At 62.7% G+C, this 20,466-nt stretch carries 21 protein-coding genes; 16 read left to right on the forward strand and 5 right to left on the reverse strand.

Annotation, left to right across the window (positions count from 1 at the left end):
• Positions 1-57 precede the first annotated feature (57 nt).
• The 11 genes from AABA34_RS16180 to AABA34_RS16230 all read left to right on the forward strand — a co-directional run bounded on the left by AABA34_RS16180 (position 58) and on the right by AABA34_RS16230 (position 8,100).
• Complete coding sequence (locus tag AABA34_RS16180) at positions 58-339, forward strand: BufA1 family periplasmic bufferin-type metallophore (RefSeq protein WP_051700128.1); 282 nt, start codon at positions 58-60, stop codon at positions 337-339.
• 71 nt (positions 340-410) lie between these two features.
• Positions 411-884 (forward strand): DoxX family protein, encoded by a 474-nt coding sequence (locus AABA34_RS16185; RefSeq protein ID WP_034955432.1) that lies wholly within the window; start codon positions 411-413, stop codon positions 882-884.
• A 1-nt stretch (position 885) separates the two neighbouring features.
• Positions 886-1,416, forward strand: a complete 531-nt coding sequence (locus AABA34_RS16190; RefSeq protein WP_252258835.1) for a sigma-70 family RNA polymerase sigma factor — start codon at positions 886-888, stop codon at positions 1,414-1,416.
• Position 1,417: 1 nt separating this feature from the next.
• Positions 1,418-2,083 (forward strand): NrsF family protein, encoded by a 666-nt coding sequence (locus AABA34_RS16195; RefSeq protein WP_034955436.1) that lies wholly within the window; start codon positions 1,418-1,420, stop codon positions 2,081-2,083.
• 181 nt (positions 2,084-2,264) lie between these two features.
• Complete coding sequence (gene ispG / locus AABA34_RS16200) at positions 2,265-3,413, forward strand: flavodoxin-dependent (E)-4-hydroxy-3-methylbut-2-enyl-diphosphate synthase (protein ID WP_034955438.1); 1,149 nt, start codon at positions 2,265-2,267, stop codon at positions 3,411-3,413.
• Positions 3,410-3,934 carry a thioredoxin family protein gene (locus AABA34_RS16205; RefSeq protein ID WP_338303378.1) on the forward strand — a complete coding sequence of 175 codons (525 nt, stop codon included), beginning with the start codon at positions 3,410-3,412 and terminating at the stop codon, positions 3,932-3,934. The genes ispG and AABA34_RS16205 overlap by 4 nt, the downstream gene beginning before the upstream one ends.
• The gene (locus AABA34_RS16210) at positions 3,931-4,476 is read left to right on the forward strand and encodes a manganese efflux pump MntP (protein WP_338303379.1); all 546 of its coding nucleotides are present in this window, start codon (positions 3,931-3,933) and stop codon (positions 4,474-4,476) included. The genes AABA34_RS16205 and AABA34_RS16210 overlap by 4 nt, the downstream gene beginning before the upstream one ends.
• Positions 4,477-4,511: 35 nt before the next feature.
• The gene (locus tag AABA34_RS16215; RefSeq protein ID WP_338303380.1) at positions 4,512-5,399 is read left to right on the forward strand and encodes a histone deacetylase family protein; all 888 of its coding nucleotides are present in this window, start codon (positions 4,512-4,514) and stop codon (positions 5,397-5,399) included.
• 37 nt (positions 5,400-5,436) lie between these two features.
• Complete coding sequence (locus AABA34_RS16220) at positions 5,437-6,885, forward strand: NAD(P)-binding protein (protein WP_338303382.1); 1,449 nt, start codon at positions 5,437-5,439, stop codon at positions 6,883-6,885.
• Positions 6,886-6,931: 46 nt separating this feature from the next.
• On the forward strand, positions 6,932-7,657 hold the full coding sequence (locus AABA34_RS16225) for a murein L,D-transpeptidase catalytic domain-containing protein (RefSeq protein WP_338303383.1): 726 nt from the start codon (positions 6,932-6,934) through the stop codon (positions 7,655-7,657).
• A gap of 5 nt (positions 7,658-7,662) precedes the next feature.
• On the forward strand, positions 7,663-8,100 hold the full coding sequence (locus AABA34_RS16230) for a hypothetical protein (RefSeq protein ID WP_034955447.1): 438 nt from the start codon (positions 7,663-7,665) through the stop codon (positions 8,098-8,100).
• On the opposite strand, the gene AABA34_RS16235 is transcribed toward AABA34_RS16230, so the two are convergent.
• Complete coding sequence (locus AABA34_RS16235; RefSeq protein WP_338303384.1) at positions 8,066-9,451, reverse strand: L,D-transpeptidase family protein; 1,386 nt, start codon at positions 9,449-9,451, stop codon at positions 8,066-8,068. The genes AABA34_RS16230 and AABA34_RS16235 overlap by 35 nt on opposite strands.
• A gap of 185 nt (positions 9,452-9,636) precedes the next feature.
• On the opposite strand from AABA34_RS16235, the gene AABA34_RS16240 reads away from it, so the two are divergent.
• The 4 genes from AABA34_RS16240 to AABA34_RS16255 all read left to right on the forward strand — a co-directional run bounded on the left by AABA34_RS16240 (position 9,637) and on the right by AABA34_RS16255 (position 15,816).
• Positions 9,637-10,542, forward strand: a complete 906-nt coding sequence (locus AABA34_RS16240; protein ID WP_084155802.1) for a DMT family transporter — start codon at positions 9,637-9,639, stop codon at positions 10,540-10,542.
• A gap of 162 nt (positions 10,543-10,704) precedes the next feature.
• Positions 10,705-13,377, forward strand: a complete 2,673-nt coding sequence (acnA, locus tag AABA34_RS16245; protein WP_034955450.1) for an aconitate hydratase AcnA — start codon at positions 10,705-10,707, stop codon at positions 13,375-13,377.
• Between the two features lie 23 nt (positions 13,378-13,400).
• A complete protein-coding gene (locus tag AABA34_RS16250; RefSeq protein WP_051700131.1) occupies positions 13,401-13,910 on the forward strand; it encodes a rhodanese-like domain-containing protein in 510 nt (169 codons plus the stop codon).
• A gap of 103 nt (positions 13,911-14,013) precedes the next feature.
• Positions 14,014-15,816 carry a hypothetical protein gene (locus AABA34_RS16255; RefSeq protein ID WP_338303385.1) on the forward strand — a complete coding sequence of 601 codons (1,803 nt, stop codon included), beginning with the start codon at positions 14,014-14,016 and terminating at the stop codon, positions 15,814-15,816.
• Positions 15,817-16,317: 501 nt separating this feature from the next.
• Here AABA34_RS16255 and ruvB read toward each other — a convergent pair.
• The 4 genes from ruvB to ruvA are packed head-to-tail and all read right to left on the reverse strand — an operon-like array spanning position 16,318 to position 19,020.
• Positions 16,318-17,361, reverse strand: a complete 1,044-nt coding sequence (gene ruvB, locus AABA34_RS16260; protein ID WP_034955452.1) for a Holliday junction branch migration DNA helicase RuvB — start codon at positions 17,359-17,361, stop codon at positions 16,318-16,320.
• Positions 17,358-17,882 carry a hypothetical protein gene (locus AABA34_RS16265; protein ID WP_338303386.1) on the reverse strand — a complete coding sequence of 175 codons (525 nt, stop codon included), beginning with the start codon at positions 17,880-17,882 and terminating at the stop codon, positions 17,358-17,360. Before AABA34_RS16265 ends, ruvB begins: the two co-directional genes overlap by 4 nt.
• The gene (locus AABA34_RS16270) at positions 17,879-18,397 is read right to left on the reverse strand and encodes a DsrE family protein (protein ID WP_034955869.1); all 519 of its coding nucleotides are present in this window, start codon (positions 18,395-18,397) and stop codon (positions 17,879-17,881) included. The genes AABA34_RS16265 and AABA34_RS16270 overlap by 4 nt, the downstream gene beginning before the upstream one ends.
• A 14-nt stretch (positions 18,398-18,411) precedes the next feature.
• Positions 18,412-19,020: a Holliday junction branch migration protein RuvA gene (gene ruvA, locus AABA34_RS16275; protein WP_034955870.1), complete on the reverse strand. Its 609-nt coding sequence runs from the start codon at positions 19,018-19,020 to the stop codon at positions 18,412-18,414.
• Between the two features lie 357 nt (positions 19,021-19,377).
• On the opposite strand from ruvA, the gene aroC reads away from it, so the two are divergent.
• Positions 19,378-20,463 (forward strand): chorismate synthase, encoded by a 1,086-nt coding sequence (gene aroC / locus AABA34_RS16280; protein WP_034955456.1) that lies wholly within the window; start codon positions 19,378-19,380, stop codon positions 20,461-20,463.
• The last annotated feature ends 3 nt before the right edge of the window (positions 20,464-20,466 follow it).

Genomic DNA, 20,466 nt, shown 5'->3' on the forward strand with positions numbered 1-20,466 from the left:
GGGCAGTTCCGGCAATGGTGCCGGAGCGGACGAAACGAAGCCTTCGGGAGAATTGTCGTGAAAGCCAAATCGATTGCCGGGATCGCCGGTCTTGCTCTTACTGCCGGGATTGCCGCCGGGCTCGCCACCACACCGGTCGCGGCGCAGGGCGCAAAGGAAAAGTGCTACGGCATCGCGCTGGCAGGCAAAAACGATTGCGCTGCAGGCCCTGGCACCAGCTGCGCCGGAACCTCGACCCGCGATTATCAGGGCAACGCCTGGAAGTATGTCGACAAGGGCACCTGCACCAGCATCGAAACGCCCAAAGGCAAAGGCTCGCTGACCCCGATCGATCGCTGATCTGCAAACCGGGAAAGATCGGCCTGTCAGGCAAAGACAGCGGGCCGATCATCCTGTCTCAGGAGGAATTCATGAACGCTATCACATCCCTTTGGGCACGGCTCACCGGCATCCTGTCAGGCGCCGCCGTCGAAAGCATTGCCCTGTTCACCACCCGCGTCGCACTTGCCGGGATTTTCTGGCGGTCGTACCAGACCAAGGTGGAAGAAGGCACACTGCTCTCGATCAGCGATGTCCAGTACATCATTTTCGAAAACGAATTTGCGGGCCTGCCGTTGTCGCCCGATCTCGCCGTGCCACTGACGGTCTATGCCGAATTCGCATTTCCGATCCTGCTGTTCATCGGTTTGTTCAGCCGGATTTCGGCAGCCGCGCTGGCAGTTATGGCTCTGGTGATCCAGCTTTTCGTGTTTCCGACATGGGACCACTTCTTTGGCTGGGACATCACGGTGCTGGCGCTGGCCGCCATCATCATCAGTCGGGGGCCGGGCCTGATCAGCCTCGATACCCTGCTGGGACGGATCACGGGTGTGAAAGCCGCCTGACATGGTCGCGGACGAACCCACCTTTGCCCGGCTGATGATTGCGGCACAGGATGGCGATAAAGTCGCCACCAATGTGCTGCTGTCGGAAGTCGGGCTGTGGCTGGAGCGGTATTTCCGCCGCCGGGTGCCACCGCATTCCATCGACGATCTGGTTCAGGACGTGCTGATCGCATTCTATACCAAGCGCGCAACCTGGGATCCCGATCGTCCGTTCCTGCCGTGGCTGGCCGCAATCGCGCGCTATCGCTGGGTCGATCACCTGCGCCGGGTGTACAAGCACGACGGCAAGGAACTGATGGAAGATGACGCCGTAGAAGACAGCGAAGAAGAAGTGGTGATGGCCCGCGTCAGCCTTGATCGGCTGTTCGGGCAATTGCCGCAGAAGCAGGCGGAAGCGATCGAACTGGTGAAAATCGCCGGATTGTCGATCAGCGAGGCCGCGCAAAAAACCGGGCAGAGCGAAAGCCTGGTAAAAGTGAATATCCATCGCGGCCTGAAGAAGCTGGCCGCTTTGGTCGAGAAAGCAGACTGACATGGACAAATACCCCAACCGCGAAGATCTGATCGCCGCATTGACCGAGCAGGCTGCGCCCGTTCGCCGGGTCAAGCCGTTCGAAGGCGCGCTGCTGATAGGTTTTGCCACGCTGGTCGCCGCCGTGGCGTCGATCGTCATTCACGGCTTCTGGAACGGATTGGTCACGGGTGAGGCATCGGGCTTTTTCTGGATCACCAACGGCCTGTTGCTGGTTACGGGTACGGCCAGCGCCCTGACCTTAGCTGCGAGCGCGCTGCCCCGCGTCGGTGCGAAATCCAGCGGTGCCTGGTGGAGCGCGGCGATGCTCGCGGTCGTGCCTGTCGCAGCAATCATCATGCTGGTTTCATTCGAAGCGACGCATGATCATTCCGCCGGTGCGCTTGCCGATCCGGCGGTCTGGTATTGGGAATGCGCGGCCTATGGGCTGTCAGCCGGATTGCTGGTCGCAATTGCCGCAGTGCTGTTCCTGCGTCGGGGCGCTCCGGTTTCGCTGGAGCGTGCGGGCTGGCTGACGGGGCTTGCAGCGGGAACGCTCGGCTCGGTTGCCTATGGCATCACCTGCCCGCTCGATTCGATCGCCCATGTGGGAATCGTCCATGTCGTCCCTGCGGCGCTGGCTGCCATTGCCGGTCGCCTTGCGGTTCCTCCGCTGATCCGCTGGTAAAGTCGCCGCACTGTTTCCTACCCGTGTTCAAGCGTGTTATTCACGGCTGCATGGAAAGGGTCGTAAAACCGAATGTCTGGTGCCATATGGGGCCGTGCAGCGAGGCGCTGTGCGGCCCAGGTGTTTTTTGCACCAGGACCGTGTTCCATGTGTTCCATCCTGTAGGAATTGACGAGCCGAAATGAACGCAATCCGTCCCTGGCGCACTATCGAGCGGCGCGAATGCCGCCAGATCATGGTCGGCAACGTGCCGGTTGGCGGCAATGCGCCGATCACCGTGCAGACGATGACGAACACGCCGACCGAAGATGCGGTGGCGACGCTTGATCAGATCCGTCGCTGCGAAGAGGTCGGCTGCGACATCATCCGCGTGTCCTGCCCGACAGAGGAAGCGACCGCCGCCTTCAAGAAGATCACCAAGGCCGCGCGTATCCCGATCGTCGCCGACATCCACTTCCACTACAAGCGCGCGCTGGAGGCTGCCGATGGCGGCGCCGCGTGCCTGCGCATCAACCCGGGCAACATCGGATCATCGCAACGCGTTGCCGAAGTCGTCCGGGCGGCCAAGGCGAACGGCTGCGCGATCCGCATCGGCGTGAACGCCGGCAGCCTCGAGAAACACCTGCTTGAGAAATACGGCGAACCCTGCCCCGAAGCGCTGATCGAAAGCGCGCTTGATCACATCAAGCTGTTGCAGGATCACGACTTCCACGAATTCAAGGTGGCGGTGAAGGCCAGCGACGTGTTCCTCGCCGTGGCCGCCTATCACGGGCTGGCCGAAGCGGTCGATTGCCCGCTGCACCTAGGCATCACCGAGGCGGGCGGTCTGATCGGCGGGACGGTGAAGTCCTCCATAGGCATGGGCTCACTGTTGTGGGCCGGAATCGGAGACACGATCCGCGTCTCGCTTTCGGCAGAGCCGGAGGAAGAGGTGAAGGTCGGCTATCACATGCTCAAGGCGCTGGGCCTGCGCACACGCGGGGTGAAGGTCGTATCCTGCCCCAGCTGCTCGCGTCAGGGCTTTGACGTGATCCGCACGGTGGAAACGCTCGAAAAGCGGCTTGAACACATCAAGACCCCGATGAGCCTTTCGGTGCTGGGCTGCGTCGTCAACGGCCCCGGTGAAGCGCGCGAAACCGACATCGGCCTGACGGGCGGCGGCGCGGGCAAGCACATGGTCTACCTCTCGGGCGTGAAAGCGCACGCGATCGAGGATGAAGACATGCTCGATCACATCGTGAAGCTGGTCGAGGAAAAAGCCGCCGCGATCGAAGCGGGTGAAGCGGTCGCCTTCGATCCGCATGCCGCGCCAGCGGAAGCTGCCGAATGATCAAACCGATAGTGTCGGGGCTGGCTGCCGGACTGCTGCTGGTGGGCTGCACCACAGTGGCCGAAAAGACCGCGCATAGCGCGCATGACTATCCCGAAGCGCGCTCATACACCGTCAGCGACGATGCCATGGGCGACGTGAACGCGGCGCTGCAACGCGCACAGGCCAATGGCAAGCGGGTGCTGCTGGTGATGGGTGGCAACTGGTGCCACGACAGCCGCGCGCTCGCCGGATGGCTGGCAAGCGAACGGATCGGCGCACTGGTGCAGGCGGAATACGAGCTGGTTTTCGTCAACATCGGCATGCCGCAGACAGGTGACGGGCATAACCTAGCCGTGGCACAACGGTTCGGCGTTCAGGAAGTACCGGGCACGCCGAACCTGCTGGTGCTCACAGCAGATGGCGAACTGGTGAACCCCGACACGGCGACAACATGGCGCGATGCCGCGAGCCGCAGCGAAGATGCGATTCACGAAGAGCTGGCGATGCTGGCCAAGGCCTCCGTTCCCGCAGCACCATGATCGCCGCCCTGCTGCTTGCCTTCGCGCTTGCGATGGACGCCTTTGCCGTGGCGCTGACGCAAGGCGCGCGGTTCCGGCCCGGACTGGCAGGCACTGCCACCATTGCGCTCACCTTCGGCGTATTCCAGGCGGTCATGCCCCTGATCGGCTGGGGCATCGGATACGCAGCTTTCGCCTACATCGAAGCGGTCGATCACTGGATCGCCTTCGCTCTCCTCACCTTCCTCGGCGTGCGTATGCTGGGCGGCCATGTTGGCGAGGAAGAGGCCTCGCAAGCGCTGACCGGTCGAGCGTTGCTCGTCGCAGGGGTGGCAACCAGCATTGATGCCCTTGCCGCCGGGATAACGCTGCCGACGCTGAGCATCGCACCCCTTACCGCCGTTGCGCTGATCGGAATTGTGACAGCCATCATGAGCGCAGGGGGCGTGGCGCTGGGCCGCATCGCGGGCGACCGCTGGGGCGAATGGGCGGAACGCGCCGGGGGTGTCATACTGATTGCGCTGGGCTGCAAGATACTGGCCGAACACACGGGCTTTCTGTGAAGCCGATGCTGCACGTTGTTCACCACGCGGACTACATGGCCCCGCGCCCGGAACGCGGCACCTTCCGTTTCGACAAATACTACCTCGTGATGGAAGCGCTGAGGGCATCAGGCGCACGCATCACCGAACACGCGCCAGAGCCATGCCCGCGCGAATGGCTCGAAGCGGTGCATTGCCCGTCCTATGTGGACGAGGTGTTTCGCGCCAAAGTCCCGCGCGAGAAAGAACGCCGGATCGGCTTCCCCGTCACGCCCGCCATCACCAGCCGCGTCCGCCACACCAATGGCGGCACATGGCTCGCGGCGAGGCTCGCGATGCAGCACGGATATGCCGCCAATTCCGCTGCCGGAAGCCACCATGCGCTGCACGAAACGGGCGCAGGCTATTGCGTGTTCAACGATCTCGCGGTCGCTTCGAACCGGCTGATTGCAGAGGGCGACGCAAGGCGCATACTCATCGTCGATCTCGACGTGCACCAGGGGGATGGCACCGCCAGCCTCACCGCCGGACGGGAGGACATTTTCACCCTCTCATTGCACGCCGAAAAGAACTTCCCTGTTCGCAAGGCGCGATCAAGCCGCGACGTCGGCCTGCCTGACGGGATCGACGACGACGGTTTCATGGAGGCGCTCGATAGGCATCTGCCCGAGATCCTCGACAGCTTCGAACCTGATCTGGTGCTGTATCAGGCCGGAGTCGATCCGCATTTCGATGACAAGCTTGGCCGGCTTTCCCTGACCGACGAAGGGCTGGAGCGGCGGGATCGGTTCGTGGTGAACCATGCACGCCGCAGAGGGTTGCCGGTGGCTTCCGCACTTGGAGGCGGTTACGGTGACGATCAGCGCGCTGTGGCCGATCGCCATGCCCGCTCGATGCTGACAATGGCGGATGAGAACCTGCGAGTGTCGCAATCGCAAGGATGATGCTACCCCGCTGCGACCACAAGGACGGAGTTGATCAATGGCAGAGCAGGAAACCGATTACCTCATTATCGGGGCAGGTGCGGTGGGACTGGCTTTTGCCGATACGCTGATCGACGAAGACCCCGATTGCCATATCACCATCGTCGACAAGCACGCCCGGCCCGGCGGGCACTGGAACGATGCCTATTCCTTTGTTGCCCTCCATCAACCCAGCGCCACCTACGGCGTCAATTCGATGGAAATGTGCCCGGACCGGAGGGACGAACACGGCCACAATGCCGGGATGTTTCCACTGGCCAAACACGCCGAAATCCTCGCCTATTACAGCAGGCTGATGACGGAGCGGCTGATCCCGAGCGGGCGCGTCACCTATTTCCCGCTGACTGAATATCTGGCGCAGGACGGCACACGGCACAGCGCCCGCAGCATCCTTTCAGGCGAGGAGCACAGCTTTACCGTCCGACGCAAGCTGGTGGATGCGACATGGTTCCAGACCTCCGTCCCCTCCACCCACAAGCCCGGCTTCGACATTGGCGATGGCACCCGCTTCACCATTCCGGGGGACTTGCCGCAGCTTTGGAAAGACCCGGAAAACCTGCCTGCGCATTACTGCATTCTCGGCGGGGGCAAGACCGCGATGGACACCGCTGTCTGGCTGCTGGAAGCCGGGGTCGCGCCCGATCGGATCGACTGGGTTCGCCCGCGTGACAGCTGGATGTTCAATCGCAGGCTGCTGCAACCCGCCCGCCACGCAATCGAAGACCTGGTCCAGTTCCAGATCGATCTGGTGGAATGCGCAGACGCCTCCGAAAGCGGGGACGACATGTTCGCCATGCTGGGCGAACGCGGCACCATGCTTCGGATCGATCCGGAGGTAACGCCCAAGATGTTCCATTTTGCCGTCATTTCCGAAGGCGAAATCGAGCTTCTGCGTCGTATCACCCGCGTCCATCGCGGCAAACGCGTGACAGCACTGGAACCCGATGCAATGCTGTTCGGGGAAGAGCGGGTCGCGATGCCCGCCGGCACTCTTTTCGTCGATTGCACCGCCACCGCGGTGCCGTTCCATGCGCGCGCCAACAAGCAGCCGTTCTTCGACGGGGACCGGATCACGCTGCAACTCGCTCAGGTGCCGTTCGTCCCTTACAGCGCGGCGCTTGCGGCGTTTCTCGAAGCCAACTTCGAAACTGATGCAGAAAAGAACAATCTCGTTCCCCCGGCTCCGCTGACGGATTCAACCGACACCTACCCTTACGCGGTGATGGCGAACCTGATGAGCACCGCGATCCTTTCCGGGAACGAGAAAACCAATGCCTGGAACGCAAAGAGCCGCCTGCACGCCACCGGCCCGGCAATTGCGCAGATGATGAAAGTGCAGGACCCGCGCCTTGCCGCATTGGCCAAGGTGGGGCCGAAGATTCAACGGCATATGCCCGGCGTCATCAAGCTGGGCATGGCGGCAAAGGCGATCCACGAGGCGCAATAAAAAGGATTCACGGGAACGCCATAATTGGGTAGATAGTATTGCAATTATGAAGCGTCGCGATCTTCTCAAATCCGGCCTTGCCGCCGGGATCATCGCCGGAGCCTCTCTGGCAGTGCCCGCCCTGCCCGCAAGGCTCGCTGCGCAACCGCGCGCCGGATCAGTGCGCGACCGCGTGCTGTTCGACATCGCCAAGCGCGAGCTTGACCGGGCGGGCGATGCGATCTGGCGGCGCGACATTGTCGGCATTGCCGATTTCGGCGTCCATTCGGCGCAGCAGCGGTTCTACTTCGTCAATCTTGATCGTGAAGAAGTCACAGCTGCGCACGTCAGCCACGGGACAGGCTCCGATCCGGAGCATGACGGGTGGTTGACGCGGTACTCAAATGTCGAAGGCTCCAACGCCACCAGCAAGGGCGCCTATGTCACCTGGGAATGGTATCAGGGCCGCTACGGCACGTCGGTACGGCTCGGCGGGCTTGATACCACCAATGATGCGGCGCTGCGGCGCTATATCGTGATGCACCGTGCGACATATGCCGAACCGTCTCATATCGAACGGTGGGGACGATTGGGCAGATCAAACGGCTGTTTCGCCTTCGGATCGGACAATTTCCGCACCGCGTTGCTTAACCTGTCGGGCGGACGCTTGCTCTACGCCGACAGCCTCGGCCTGCAAGACAATGGCGCGATGCTGACCCGTGAACAGCAACTCGCCGCGCTGACGCCCGATGTGCCCAGCGCGATGCAGCGGTACAGTCCCGGGGCATTCTAGGCACGGTGAATTACCAGCCCGACCCTATCCCCGTCGCGCTTGGCAAAACCATTATCGGCGGAAGTCTGATCGGCGGATTCTGCCTGACAATCTTCGCCATCATTTTCGACGGCATTTACATGGAATGGAGCAGCCTCGGCGCGATTCTGTTTTACCCATTCTTCGCTGCAGCGCTGAGCATGATGTTCGTCATTCCGTGCGTATTGACGGGTGGGCTTGTCACCGCGCTTGCCATTCGGCATTTGCCGTTGGGACGCGGCGCTTCGCTGGGATTGTGTATAGTCGCCGCACTGATCACACAGGCAGCAGCATTGTCGATTGTCGGGACAGACGGCCCTGATCGCTTTTGGATCATGGCGCTGCCCTTCACCATCGGAGCGGCACTCACTCTGTGGTGGAGCCTCGCCCCTAGCTATCCTGCAGATCGTCCTCGATCACGATGATTTCGTCATCGCTTTCGCCCGAGCGGTTTTCAACGCGCGGCTTGTCGAAACTGGCCAATACCGGAGCATCGCGGCCGTAGATATCGTTGAAGGTTCGCAGCTCGCCATCGATGTCGGTCGCCATGGTGAAATAGGTGATATAGGCCGGAAATTCACGCTCCAGCATAACCTTGGTGTATTTGCCAGAGGACGAGATCGCCACCGCCTCGTCCTTCGTAGCGCCGCGCCCCAGAATGGCCATGGTGATCGCCAGTTCCAGCGCGCGTTCGGTGCGGATGCAGCCATGCGACAGCGCCCGGTTGGCATTGGCGAACAGGTGACGCGAGGGCGTATCGTGGAAGAAAATCGCGTGCGGGTTGGGCATTTCCAGCTTCATCTGGCCCAACGAATTGCCCGGCCCCGGCTGTTGCACGACGGTGATATAGCCATTCGCGCCGCGCGTGGCGGTGTAGCCATTGGCCCGCGCCCATGACGGATTGTTGAGCACCCGCTGGCCCAGCCCTTCGCCGCGCACGATGGATTGCGGCACCGTCCAAGTAGGGTTGAACACCACCCCTTCGACCATTTCCGCCAGTTGCGGTGTGGCGGTGCGTCCCGGCTTGCCGACAATGGTGCGATAGCTGCGGATGATCTTGTCGTTGACGGTCAGCCGCAGCTGGTATTCGGGCACGTTGGTGATCAGGTACTGCCGCCCCAGATCGCGCGCCAGCCAGCGCCAGCGATCCATGTTGGCGCGGATCAGCTTGCGCTTCGCCGCTTCGCTTTCGGGGGTCACGGCCAGTTCTTCACGCAGACGCGCATAGTCGGGATGAGTCGGATGCAGGCTCGCCAGCGTGCCTGCCACATCGCCCGTTTCAAGCGCCTGCGTCAGCAAATCGCCAGTGCGGAAACGGTCACGGTCGGGATCGACCACAAACCACTGCACCCGCGCGTCTGCCGGCGTGCGCCCGTCGCGCAGATCCTCCACCAGCCAGACAAAACTCTTCGAAGCGAGCGCGTTCAGCTCGTCAGATTCGCCCTCCAGAAGCAGCATGCGGAGCTGTTCGAGATTGTATTCGGCCGGGTTCAGACCTTCGGCACCGATTCCCTTGATCACATTGACCAGAGCGTTGGCGTTTTCGAGGCTCCATTCCTGAATGATCGGCCCCGGAGGCGCGAGGTCGCCCTGCACCATCGGCTCCGACACCATTTGCGGGAAGGCTTCATCAAAACTGGCACCGGGCGCAGGTGCGCGGGTGGGAGCAGGAGTAGGCGCGACCTGCCGGGCTGCATCATCCTGCGCGACGGCACCGCTCCCGATCAGGGATGCTGCGGCAATTCCGCCCGCCAAAGTGCTCAACCAGCTGCGCATAGAACCCTTCCCATAGTGCGATCCGCCCCAGAATGGCGGCGCCAATACCAGCGATTATACCCCTGACTGCCAGACGCTATCAAGATGAACGGCTTTCGCTGCGATGAATTCTGTCCAAAAGACCATTTCAGACAATGCGAAGAATGCGTGACCTTGAACCGCTTGCGCCCTAACAGGCGGCGATCATGGCACAGCCCGCACCTCCATCCCTTACCCGCCTGCTGCCATTCGCGGCCGCTGCCTTGGGCGTGGGCTGCCTGTCGCTGATGGATGCCTTCATGAAAGAGGCGGCGCTGGTGACGGGCACTTACACCGCGACGGTGCTGCGAAGCCTGATGGGCGCGGCTTTGATCGCGCCGTTCTGGTTTTGGCGCAAGACCGGCTGGCCCTCGCGAGCAGTGATGAAGCTGCATGTCGAACGCGGCATCATTTCCGCCTTCATGGCCCTCAGCTTCTTCTTCGCATTGACCAAGCTGCCGCTGGCCGAGGCTATCGCGATCAGTTTTGTAGCGCCCCTGATCGCGCTTTACCTTGCACGGGTTCTGCTGGGCGAAGTGATCCGGCCCAAGGCGATTTTCGCAAGTCTGCTGGGGTTTGCCGGCACGCTGGTGATCGTCGGGGGCAAGATCGGCGGCGGCGATTTCGATCATGATGCAGCGCTGGGCCTTGCATCGCTGATGGTTTCGGCGCTGCTCTATGCCTACAACTTCATTGTCGTCCGCCGCCAGAGCCAGGTGGCAGGACCGGTCGAGATCGCCACCTTTCACAGCGGGATCGGCGGACTGGTGCTGCTGCTGTTCGCGCCGTTCGTTGCCACACCGCCGGTTTCAGCCGCATTGGTGCCTCTGGCCTGTGCGGCGGTGTTGACAGTGGGAGGGGCGATGGCGATCGCATGGGCCTATGCCCGCGCCGAGGCACAGGCACTGGTACCCATCGAGTATTCCGGCTTTCTTTGGGCCAGCGCGCTGGGATGGGCTTTCTTTGACGAGGCGGTGACGCTGCCTACTCTGGCCGGAACGATTCTGATCGTAACCGGGTGCTGGCTGGCGACCAGAAAGGGCCGAAAAGCCCCGGAAACGGCCTCGGCATAGCCCATTAGTCGGAATCCTTCCTTCCAAGGGTGCCTCCCCCTTGACCTGAGGCACGCAGTCTAGCAGTTGCGGGCCTGAGATTACTCTACCGGACTGGATCACCCGGATCCCCTTTTTCGCCCCGACGAAAAAGGCCAGCTTTAAGAAGGATGGGACACACCGATGACTGCAATCGGCAAGGATACGCTCGCTACCCGCTCCACTCTCGATGTGAACGGCAAGACCTACGCTTATTACTCGCTCGCCAAGGCGGCAGAGCAGCTGGGTGATGTGTCGAAACTGCCGATCTCGATGAAGGTGCTGCTCGAAAACCTGCTGCGCTTCGAGGACGAAGGCTTCACCGTCGGCAAGGAACATATTCAGGCGATTGTCGATTGGCAGTCCAACCCGGTCACCGGCGGCGAAATCCAGTATCGCCCGGCCCGCGTGCTGCTGCAGGATTTCACCGGCGTTCCTTGCGTCGTTGACCTTGCCGCGATGCGCGACGCGATCAAGAAGCTCGGCGGCGACACCGCCAAGATCAACCCGCAGGTTCCCGTCAACCTCGTGATCGACCACTCGGTGATGGTTGACGAATTCGGCCATCCCAAGGCTATGGAAGCGAACATGGCGCTCGAATACGAGCGCAACGCGGAACGTTACGACTTCCTCAAGTGGGGATCGAAGAGCTTCCAGAACTTCTCCGCCGTTCCGCCGGGCACCGGCATCTGCCACCAGGTGAACCTTGAGCACATCGCGCAAGGCATCTGGTCGAGCGAAGGGCCGGACGGGCAGATGGTGGCCTATCCCGACACCTGCGTGGGCACCGACAGCCACACCACCATGATCAACGGCCTGGGCGTGCTGGGCTGGGGCGTCGGCGGGATCGAGGCCGAAGCCGCGATGCTGGGGCAACCGGTTTCGATGCTGATCCCCGAAGTCGTCGGTTTCAAACTGACCGGCAAGATGGCCGAAGGCGTGACCGCGACCGATCTGGTGCTGACCTGCGTGCAGATGCTGCGCGAAGTCGGCGTGGTGGGCCGTTTCGTCGAATTCTACGGTGAAGGCGTCGCCAACCTGACCCTCGCCGATCGTGCCACCATTGCCAACATGGCGCCCGAATATGGTGCGACTTGCGGCTTCTTCGGCATCGATGACAAGACCATCGAATACCTGCGCCTGACCGGCCGCAGCGAAGACAACATCGCGCTGGTCGAAGCCTATGCCAAGGAACAGGGCATGTGGTTCGATCCGGCGAACGAGCCGGTTTTCACCAACACACTCGAACTCGACATGGGCGCGGTCGTCCCCAGCCTCGCCGGGCCGAAGCGCCCGCAGGACAAGGTGATCCTCCCTGAAGTGGACGAGTTGTTCAACGGCGATCTCGCCAAGGTCTACGGCAAGAGCGCGCCTGCCCGTGTCGGTGTCGAAGGCAAGGACCACGACATTGGCGACGGCGACGTCGTGATCGCCGCGATCACCAGCTGCACCAACACCTCCAACCCCGACGTGCTCATTGCAGCAGGTCTGGTGGCGAAGAAAGCCAATGAGAAAGGCCTCAAGCCCAAGCCCTGGGTCAAGACCTCGCTCGCTCCCGGTTCGCAGGTGGTTACCGACTATCTCGTGAAGTCAGGCCTGCAGGAGCATCTCGACGCCGTGGGCTTTGACCTCGTCGGCTATGGCTGCACCACCTGTATCGGCAACTCCGGCCCGCTCGCTGCGCCGATCAGTGCCGCGATCAACGGCAACGACATCGTTGCCGCGTCGGTACTGTCGGGCAACCGCAACTTCGAAGGGCGCGTTTCGCCCGATGTCCGCGCCAACTTCCTTGCGTCGCCGCCGCTGGTGGTCGCTTATGCGCTGAAGGGTACCGTGACCGAAGACATCACCACCACTCCGATCGGACAGGATCAGGACGGCAATGACGTCATGCTCGCCGATCTGTGGCCAACCAACGCGGAAGTGGCGGAACACCGCGCCGCAAACATCGACCGTTCGATGTTCGAAAGCCGCTATGCCAACGTCTATGACGGCGACGAGCACTGGCAGGCGATCACGGTGGAGCCTTCGGACACCTATCAGTGGCGTGCAGGTTCCACCTATGTCGCCAACCCACCCTATTTCGACGGGATGAGCATGACCCCGGCGCCGGTCACCGACATCGTCGGTGCAAAGCCGCTGGCGATCCTCGGCGACAGTGTCACCACCGACCACATCTCGCCCGCCGGATCGATCAAGGAAGACAGCCCGGCAGGGACCTACCTCAAGTCGAACCAGGTGGCGAAGAAGGACTTCAACTCCTATGGCTCGCGTCGCGGCAACCACGAAGTCATGATGCGCGGCACCTTCGCCAACATCCGCATCAAGAACGAAATGGTCCCCGGCGTCGAAGGCGGTGTGACGACCTACAATGGCGAACAGATGCCGATCTACGATGCCGCAATGCGCCACAAGGAAGACGGAACCCCGCTGATCGTGGTCGGCGGCAAGGAATACGGCACCGGCTCATCGCGCGACTGGGCGGCAAAGGGCACGATCCTGCTGGGTGTGCGGGCCGTGATCGTCGAAAGCTTCGAGCGTATTCACCGCTCGAACCTCGTCGGCATGGGCGTGCTGCCGTTGCAGTTCAAGAACGGCGACACGCGTGAGACGCTGGGCCTGACGGCAGATGACAGCTTCAGTATCAAGGGGCTGGCTGAGCTCACCCCCGGCCAGGACGTCGAGATCGAGGTGACCCGCGGCGACGGCACGACCTTCACCTTCACCGCGCTTTGCCGTATCGATACGGCGAACGAAATGGAGTATTACCGCAACGGCGGCATCCTCCATTACGTGCTGCGCAAGCTGGCTGCCTGATCGGGAGCCCAAAGGACCAACGAATGAACCCGGCGCGTCTCGCCCTTTTCTTCCCCGCCGTGCTGGCGCTTGCCGCTTGCGCACCGGGAGAGGACGACGACGGCAAGCGCGCGCCGGGTCCTCCGATCGGGTTCGAACTGGCAATGGCGCGTGAACCGGCGCCCGAGCCCACCGCCGGAAGCAGATCAGACGAACGGGCTGAAGATCAGGCGCAGGTAATAGACCTGACGCCCGAACAGCTTGCCGAGCGCATGGCAGCTGCCGACATCATGCTCATCGATGTCCGCACCGCAGAAGAGGTCGCGGAAGGCATGATCACCGGAGCGGTTCATATCCCGCTCGATGAATTTGCGCCCGGCCCGGACTTGCTTGCGCAGGCCGAAGGCCGCGAAATCGTGCTCTATTGCCGGTCAGGTCGCCGATCCGGTATCGCGGGGCAGGCACTGTCGGCCTATCTCGAACAGCCCGTTAGCCATCTGGCGGGTGGCATCATCGCTTGGCAAACTGCCGACAAGGCTGTGACCGCACCCTGATCGGGTAGTTCACGGCAGCGAATCAGAAAGGGCGGCTCCCGCTGGGGAAGCCGCCCTTTTTGCGTCCGTGGGACAGAGGGATCAGGCCGCGACCTCATCCTCCTTGGACTTGCGACGCCGCAGGATGGCGGCGGCGGCGAGGCCGAACAGCACCATCATCGGCGGGGCAGGCACATCGGTGCCGCCGCTGCTGCTCGAGGACGAGCTTGAACTTGAGCTCGAAGACGAGCTGCTGGACGAAGTCGTTCCGCCAAAGCTCGACGAACCGCTCGAAGAACTGGAACCCGAGCTGGACGAGGACGAGGAACTGCTCGATCCGCCAAAACTCGAGGTGCTGCCACCCGAGGACGAGGAGCCCGACGAGCTGGACGAGCTCGAGCCAGACGACGAACCGGAGCTGTTACCTCCCGAGGAGCTGGACGAACTGGAACTGGAACCAGACGACGAACTGGAGCTGCTGCCGCCAAAGCTCGACGATCCGCCCGATGAGCTGGATGACGAGGACGAAGACGACGAACCCGACGACGAAGTGCTGCCGCCGAAGCTCGAGGAACCGCCCGAGCTGCTCGACGAGCTGGAGCTCGATGACGAGCTCGAAGAAGAGGACGAGCCGCCAAAGCTGGAACTGCCACCGCTAGTCGTGCCGCCCGAGGAACCCGACGAAGACGAGGACGAAGAACTGCTCGACGATGAAGACGAGCTGGTCGAGCTGGTCATGTTGCCCGAGCTGCCACCGCTGGTCGCGCCACCCGAAGTCGTGTTTCCGCCAGAGCTTGAGCTGCTTGACGACGAAGAACTCGACGAGCTGGAGCTCGACGAAGCGGAACCGCCCGAAGAACCGCCCGACGAGCCGCTCGAAGAGCTGGATGAGCTTGAGGAGGAGCCAGACGAGGAGGTCGATCCGCCCGTGGTTCCGCCCGAAGTTCCGCCACCCGAGGACGAGCTGGACGACGAGCTGCTCGAAGAGGACGAGCTGGAAGAGCTCGACCCGCCTGACCCGCCGGTGCTGGTGACATTGCCAGAAGTGCTGGTGACGTTGCCCGAAGTGGTGGAACTGGTCGTGCTCGACACATTACCAGAAGTCGAACTTGTGCTCGAGACGTTGCCGGATGTCGAACTGGTGCTCGAAACATTCCCCGAACTGGAGGTGCTCGTCGAAACGTTGCCCGATGTACTCGAAACGTTGCCCGAAGTGCTGGAGATGTTGCCCGAGGTCGTGCTCGACACATTCCCCGACGTGCTTGAGACATTGCCCGAGGTGCTGCTCGAAACATTCCCGGAGGTCGAAGTCGAAACATTGCCGGACGTGCTGGTCGACACGTTACCGGAGGTGCTGGTCGAGACATTGCCAGAGGTCGTGCTCGACACATTGCCCGAGGTGCTGGTCGAAACGTTTCCGGACGTGCTGCTCGACACATTGCCAGAAGTCGTAGTGGTGGTCGTAGTGGTCGTGGTCGTGCCGTTGCCGCCCGAGGTGCCACCGTTCGTCCCGCCTGAAGTGCTGGTGCTGGAGCTGCCACCGCTGGAGCTGGTGCTGCCGCCGCTGGTGCTCGTGCTGGAACCACCTGAACCGCCGGAGCCACCTGAACCACCGGAGCTGACATCACCGGAGGTCGAGCTGCTGGTGCCACCACCGGACGTGGTGGTGCTGATGCTCACATCACCCGAAGACGAACCGCCTCCGCCGAAGAAGCCACCGAAGAAGCCTCCGCCGAAACCGCCGCCAAAGCCGCCAAGGCCGCCGCCGCCAATCACCGGGCCACCACCAAAGCCGCCACCGCCACTGATCGGCGGAAGCGGGGGAAGCGATGCAGGAGCGTACGCCACCTGTGCGATCGGCGGGCATTCGGCTTCGTTAATATATGCGCGCGTAGCACCTGCGGGCAGCGATCCGGCCACGCCATAGGGGCCAGGGATCGGCTGGCACTCGATCGTGCGCTCCACGATCCGCCGACGACGCTCAGGCTCGGGCAGAGGTGGAAGTTCGCGCACGCGTTCCGTTTTCACATAGCGCGGCTGCTTCACATAATCAGGGCTCGTTTCGACCAGCTTGCCGTCCGCATCGGTGGTGAACCGCGGTGCGTCCGTGTTCATCGGCTCCGCCATGCGAACCGCGCCGCCTTGCAAAAGCGCAATTCCGGCAGCTGTTGCTGCGAGCTTGGCTGATACCATCTTGATCGACATGAGAACGAACCCTGTTGCCTGTCATGGCTGAGTGCGGACCTTCCACACCTTCACCAATTCCAATGATGTCTTGGGATTGAAGAAGCGTTGACGGCAATGCGGTTAACCATGTTTTGATTAGGCTAACGGCTCGAAACGGCAAAAAATGGCCGTTTTTCAAAGGCGCTGTCCCGTTTTGACACCGAAACCGGCAGCTTGGTTAGGCCGAATTTCAGTCATTTGCTCAATCGGGCGGGTCGAACATGCTCGTTTGCGCGGCGTTGCCGCCCGGAGTCGGCCTTGTCATTTCCAGATGCTCCCAACCCGCATCGTTAAGCATCCGTCCGCGTTCCGTCCGGGCGATCAGGCCCAGCTGGATGAGGTAGGGTTCGATCACCTCCTCCACCGTGTCGCGCTGCTCCGAAAGCCCCGCTGCCAGCGCCGCAACACCCACCGGGCCGCCCTTGTAGGTCGCCGCGATCATGGTGAGGTAGCGCCGGTCCATCGCATCAAGGCCGAGCTTGTCGATCTCCAGCCGGGTCAGCGCGTCATCGGCAATCGCGCGGGTGACGCGCCCCTGCCCTGCGACCTGAGCAAAGTCGCGCACCCGCCGCAGCAGCCGCCCCGCAACCCGCGGCGTGCCGCGCGATCGCCGCGCAATCTCGCGCGCGCCATCAGCGTCGATGCCCAGCCCCAGCAGCCGCGCGCCGCGCGTCACCACCAGATCGAGCTCGTCATGGCTGTAGAACTGCAGCCGCACCGGAATGCCGAAGCGATCGCGCAAAGGCGTGGTCAGCAGCCCCTGCCGCGTGGTCGCCCCCACCAGCGTGAACGGCGGCAGGTCGATCCGCACGCTGCGCGCCGACGGCCCTTCGCCGATGATCAGATCGAGCGCACGATCCTCCATCGCGGGATAGAGCACTTCCTCGACCACGGGATTGAGCCGGTGGATCTCGTCGATGAACAGCACATCGTGGGGTTCGAGATTGGTAAGCAGTGCCGCAAGGTCGCCCGCCTTGGCGATGACCGGACCGGAAGTTGCGCGAAAGCCCACGCCCAGCTCGGCGGCGACGATCTGCGCCAGCGTGGTCTTGCCGAGGCCGGGCGGGCCGTGGAACAGCGTGTGATCCATCGCCTCGCCGCGCGAACGGGCGCTGTCGATGAAGACGCGCAGGTTCTCCCGCGCCGCCTCCTGACCGATGAACTCGGCAAGCGACTTGGGCCGCAGCGCCACGTCAGGGTCGCCGGGTTGGCTATCGCCGGAATGGAGAGGAGCGGGGTCAGTCATTCGTCTTCGTCTGACGGCAAGGGTGCGATGGGCGAATACTCGATGTCGTTGCCGCCAGCAGTCTCGTCACTCACCGAGACGTAACGAACCGCGCCTGAGTCCTCGCTTCGTTCTCCGAGATCAATCACAAGCTTGTGCCATCGATCGCTAGCCATCTCAACGTCGACTTCGCCTCGCCAATTCGCAATACCGTTAGGGATAACATAGCCATGGCAGGCGAGGATTCGTTCTGGGAAGTTGCTTGCGAACTCATATGAGGTGTTCTTGACGACAAAGCTGCACAGCCTCGCCGCAACTTCGTCGGAACTGATGCAAGCTAGTCCCCATCCTGACTTCAAGTCCATCCAGCGACCTTGCCAATGCAGCTCAATCCAGCGCGCTTGCTCGCCGGTGCTAGGCAGGTCCGCCTTTTCGAAAAGGACCAACTCAGCGCACAGCTCATCTGCATTCGCTGGTGATCCAGCCAACAACGCCAATGCAGCCAAACTGGCGGAGACTTGGGAATGACGGTAGTCAATCAAAACGGGTTCACCGTGTAGCCGTCCTGTTGCAACAGCGCGTGGGCGGTCATGGCGGATAGGTGCAGTTCGACGCCTTCAATCAGGTCGGCTTTCTTCACCCCGTTTGCCGCCGCGCTCTGGCCGCAGAGGATGAAGCGCACGCCCTTGGCCAGCATCGCCTCGATCATCGGCCGCGAGGCATTGCCTTCGCGGGTGGTCAAATCGAGCGTCGCCTTGCCATGCACCACTACGGCGAGTTGAATGCGATCCTCCGGCACCCCGGCGGCGACATGCATGTTGATGAACCGCGCCGCGCTTTCGAAGCCGCGGTTGCGCGCGCCTGTTTCTGCGGGCGTCGCCACGTCGAAAGCGATGGCAAAGCGGCTGAAACTGGGCAGCGGTTCGCCCCCTTCAACCGGGGCATGCGGGCCGAAATCCTCGAACACCGGGCCGGTGGCAAAGGCGCTCATATCCTGCGCGGAAGCCGGGGCCGTCATGAGCAGTCCGGCCACAGCCATCAGTGCGATACGCTTCATCCTGTTTTCTCCTGTCATCCCGCCGCCTTCTTCAGCGCCACCCGGATCAAATCGCCTTCGCTGGCGCCTTCGCCCAGTTCGGCATGGGCGCGGGCGACGGCTTGGGCCGCGATGGCGGGTTTGAAGCCGAGGTTTTCAAGCGCGCTGACCGCATCGGCGCTGGCGCCCGCAGCCGGTGTGGCGGCGCCCATGGCAACGCCCGCCATCCCGCCGCCGGGGAGCGCGCCGGCCTTGTCCTTCAACTCGTTGACGATCCGGCCGGCGAGCTTCGGCCCGACCCCGTTCGCGCGCGCCACGCTCGCCGCGTCTCCGGCAGCGCAGGCATCGCGCAGTTCCCCGGTCGAAAGCGCGGAGAGGATCGCCAGGCCGACTTTCGACCCCACCCCCTGCACCTGCGTCAACAGCCGGAACCAGTCGCGTTCGGCGCTTTCGGCAAAGCCGAGCAGGCGCATGTCGTTTTCGCTCACCTGCAGATCGGTGTGGACGGTGCAGGCTTCCCCCACCTCGCCCAGCGCCGACAGCGTGCGCGCCGAGCAATGGACGAGATAACCCACCCCTTGCACATCGACGATGGCCCAGTCAGTGCCGATTTCGTCCAGCCTGCCGGATAGCTTCGCAATCATGGTTTGTTCCTGAACCATGCGCGCAGATATTGCCAGCGCGCCGTTGCACTTATCGTCATTCCCGCCTGACCGACCGAGGGGTTCGGTCCGGGACGGGTGGAACACACAAACGGGTGTTTTAAAAATATCATCCCGCTCTGCATACGGCTGATAACAAGGGGGAATTCGCCACTTTTCAGAATTCGGGTGTGACTTTTCACAATGCGCGATCCCGGATCGTCACCCGTTCCAGCCAAGCCCCGCGTTCCAAGGATACAACCATTCGCCATATCCGCGCACCATATCGTCGCATCGCGCAGTAGGAAAACCGACGCAAATTCTCGACAGGGCGCACACTTTCGCTATGGCTCGCTACCCATGAGTTACAACACATTCGGGCGCGTCCTGCGCTTCACGACATGGGGGGAAAGCCACGGGCCGGGACTTGGCGTGGTGCTTGACGGTGTGCCGCCGGGCATTCCCCTGCGCGAACGCGACATCCAGCCGTTCCTTGATGCGCGCAAGCCGGGGCAAAACAAATACACCACCCAGCGCAAGGAACCCGATCAGGTCCGCATCCTTTCGGGCGTGTTCACCACTTCCGAAGGCGATCAGGTGACGACAGGCACGCCGATCCACCTGATGATCGAGAACACCGATCAGCGATCGAAGGATTATTCGGAGATCGCTCAAAGCTATCGCCCCGGCCATGCCGACTACACCTATGACGCGAAATACGGCATCCGCGACTATCGCGGCGGCGGGCGTTCCAGCGCACGCGAAACGGCGGCTCGGGTGGCGGCGGGCGCGGTGGCGCGGCTGATCATCCCCGAAGTCACCATCACCGGCTTTGTCTGCGAACTGGGCGGCGACCATATCGAGCGCGATGCGATCAATTACGAAAACATCGCCAAGAACCCGTTCTTCTGCCCCGACAGCTGGGCCGCGACCCGCTGGGCCGAAAAGGTCGAGGCCGCGAGGCTGAACGGATCATCGCTGGGCGCGGTGGTGGAATGCGTGGCCGATGGCGTGCCCGCCGGATGGGGTTCGCCGATCTATGCCAAGCTCGACAGCGAACTGGCCGCCGCGATGATGAGCATCAATGCGACCAAGGGCGTGGAAATCGGCGACGGCTTCGAGGCTGCGCGGCTGACCGGCGAACAGAACGCCGATGAAATGCGCCCCGGCCCCGATGGAAAACCGGTGTTCGCCAGCAACCACGCGGGCGGCACGGCGGGCGGCATTTCCACCGGGCAACCGGTGGTGTGCCGGGTGGCGTTCAAGCCGACTTCGTCGATCCTCAAGCCGGTAAAGTCGATCAATTCCGCCGGAGAAGCCGTGGATGTGGTGACCAAGGGCCGCCACGACCCATGCGTCGGCATTCGCGGCACTCCGGTGGTCGAAGCGATGATGGCGCTGGTGCTGGCGGACGCGAAACTGATGCACCGGGCGCAGGTGGGGTGAAGG

The organism is Erythrobacter sp. Dej080120_24 (assembly GCF_036322605.1).
Lineage (GTDB): Bacteria > Pseudomonadota > Alphaproteobacteria > Sphingomonadales > Sphingomonadaceae > Erythrobacter > Erythrobacter aurantius.

Coding starts and splice junctions, on each gene's coding strand:
- AABA34_RS16220 (WP_338303382.1), top strand. CDS start 5,437: ATGGCAGAGCAGGAAACCGATTACCTCATTATCGGGGCAGGTGCGGTG.
- AABA34_RS16235 (WP_338303384.1), bottom strand. CDS start 9,451: ATGCGCAGCTGGTTGAGCACTTTGGCGGGCGGAATTGCCGCAGCATCC.
- AABA34_RS16240 (WP_084155802.1), top strand. CDS start 9,637: ATGGCACAGCCCGCACCTCCATCCCTTACCCGCCTGCTGCCATTCGCG.
- AABA34_RS16185 (WP_034955432.1), top strand. CDS start 411: ATGAACGCTATCACATCCCTTTGGGCACGGCTCACCGGCATCCTGTCA.
- ruvB (WP_034955452.1), bottom strand. CDS start 17,361: ATGACTGACCCCGCTCCTCTCCATTCCGGCGATAGCCAACCCGGCGAC.
- AABA34_RS16225 (WP_338303383.1), top strand. CDS start 6,932: ATGAAGCGTCGCGATCTTCTCAAATCCGGCCTTGCCGCCGGGATCATC.
- AABA34_RS16190 (WP_252258835.1), top strand. CDS start 886: ATGGTCGCGGACGAACCCACCTTTGCCCGGCTGATGATTGCGGCACAG.
- AABA34_RS16210 (WP_338303379.1), top strand. CDS start 3,931: ATGATCGCCGCCCTGCTGCTTGCCTTCGCGCTTGCGATGGACGCCTTT.
- aroC (WP_034955456.1), top strand. CDS start 19,378: ATGAGTTACAACACATTCGGGCGCGTCCTGCGCTTCACGACATGGGGG.
- AABA34_RS16195 (WP_034955436.1), top strand. CDS start 1,418: ATGGACAAATACCCCAACCGCGAAGATCTGATCGCCGCATTGACCGAG.
- acnA (WP_034955450.1), top strand. CDS start 10,705: ATGACTGCAATCGGCAAGGATACGCTCGCTACCCGCTCCACTCTCGAT.
- ispG (WP_034955438.1), top strand. CDS start 2,265: ATGAACGCAATCCGTCCCTGGCGCACTATCGAGCGGCGCGAATGCCGC.
- AABA34_RS16250 (WP_051700131.1), top strand. CDS start 13,401: ATGAACCCGGCGCGTCTCGCCCTTTTCTTCCCCGCCGTGCTGGCGCTT.
- AABA34_RS16270 (WP_034955869.1), bottom strand. CDS start 18,397: ATGAAGCGTATCGCACTGATGGCTGTGGCCGGACTGCTCATGACGGCC.
- AABA34_RS16205 (WP_338303378.1), top strand. CDS start 3,410: ATGATCAAACCGATAGTGTCGGGGCTGGCTGCCGGACTGCTGCTGGTG.
- AABA34_RS16215 (WP_338303380.1), top strand. CDS start 4,512: ATGGCCCCGCGCCCGGAACGCGGCACCTTCCGTTTCGACAAATACTAC.
- ruvA (WP_034955870.1), bottom strand. CDS start 19,020: ATGATTGCGAAGCTATCCGGCAGGCTGGACGAAATCGGCACTGACTGG.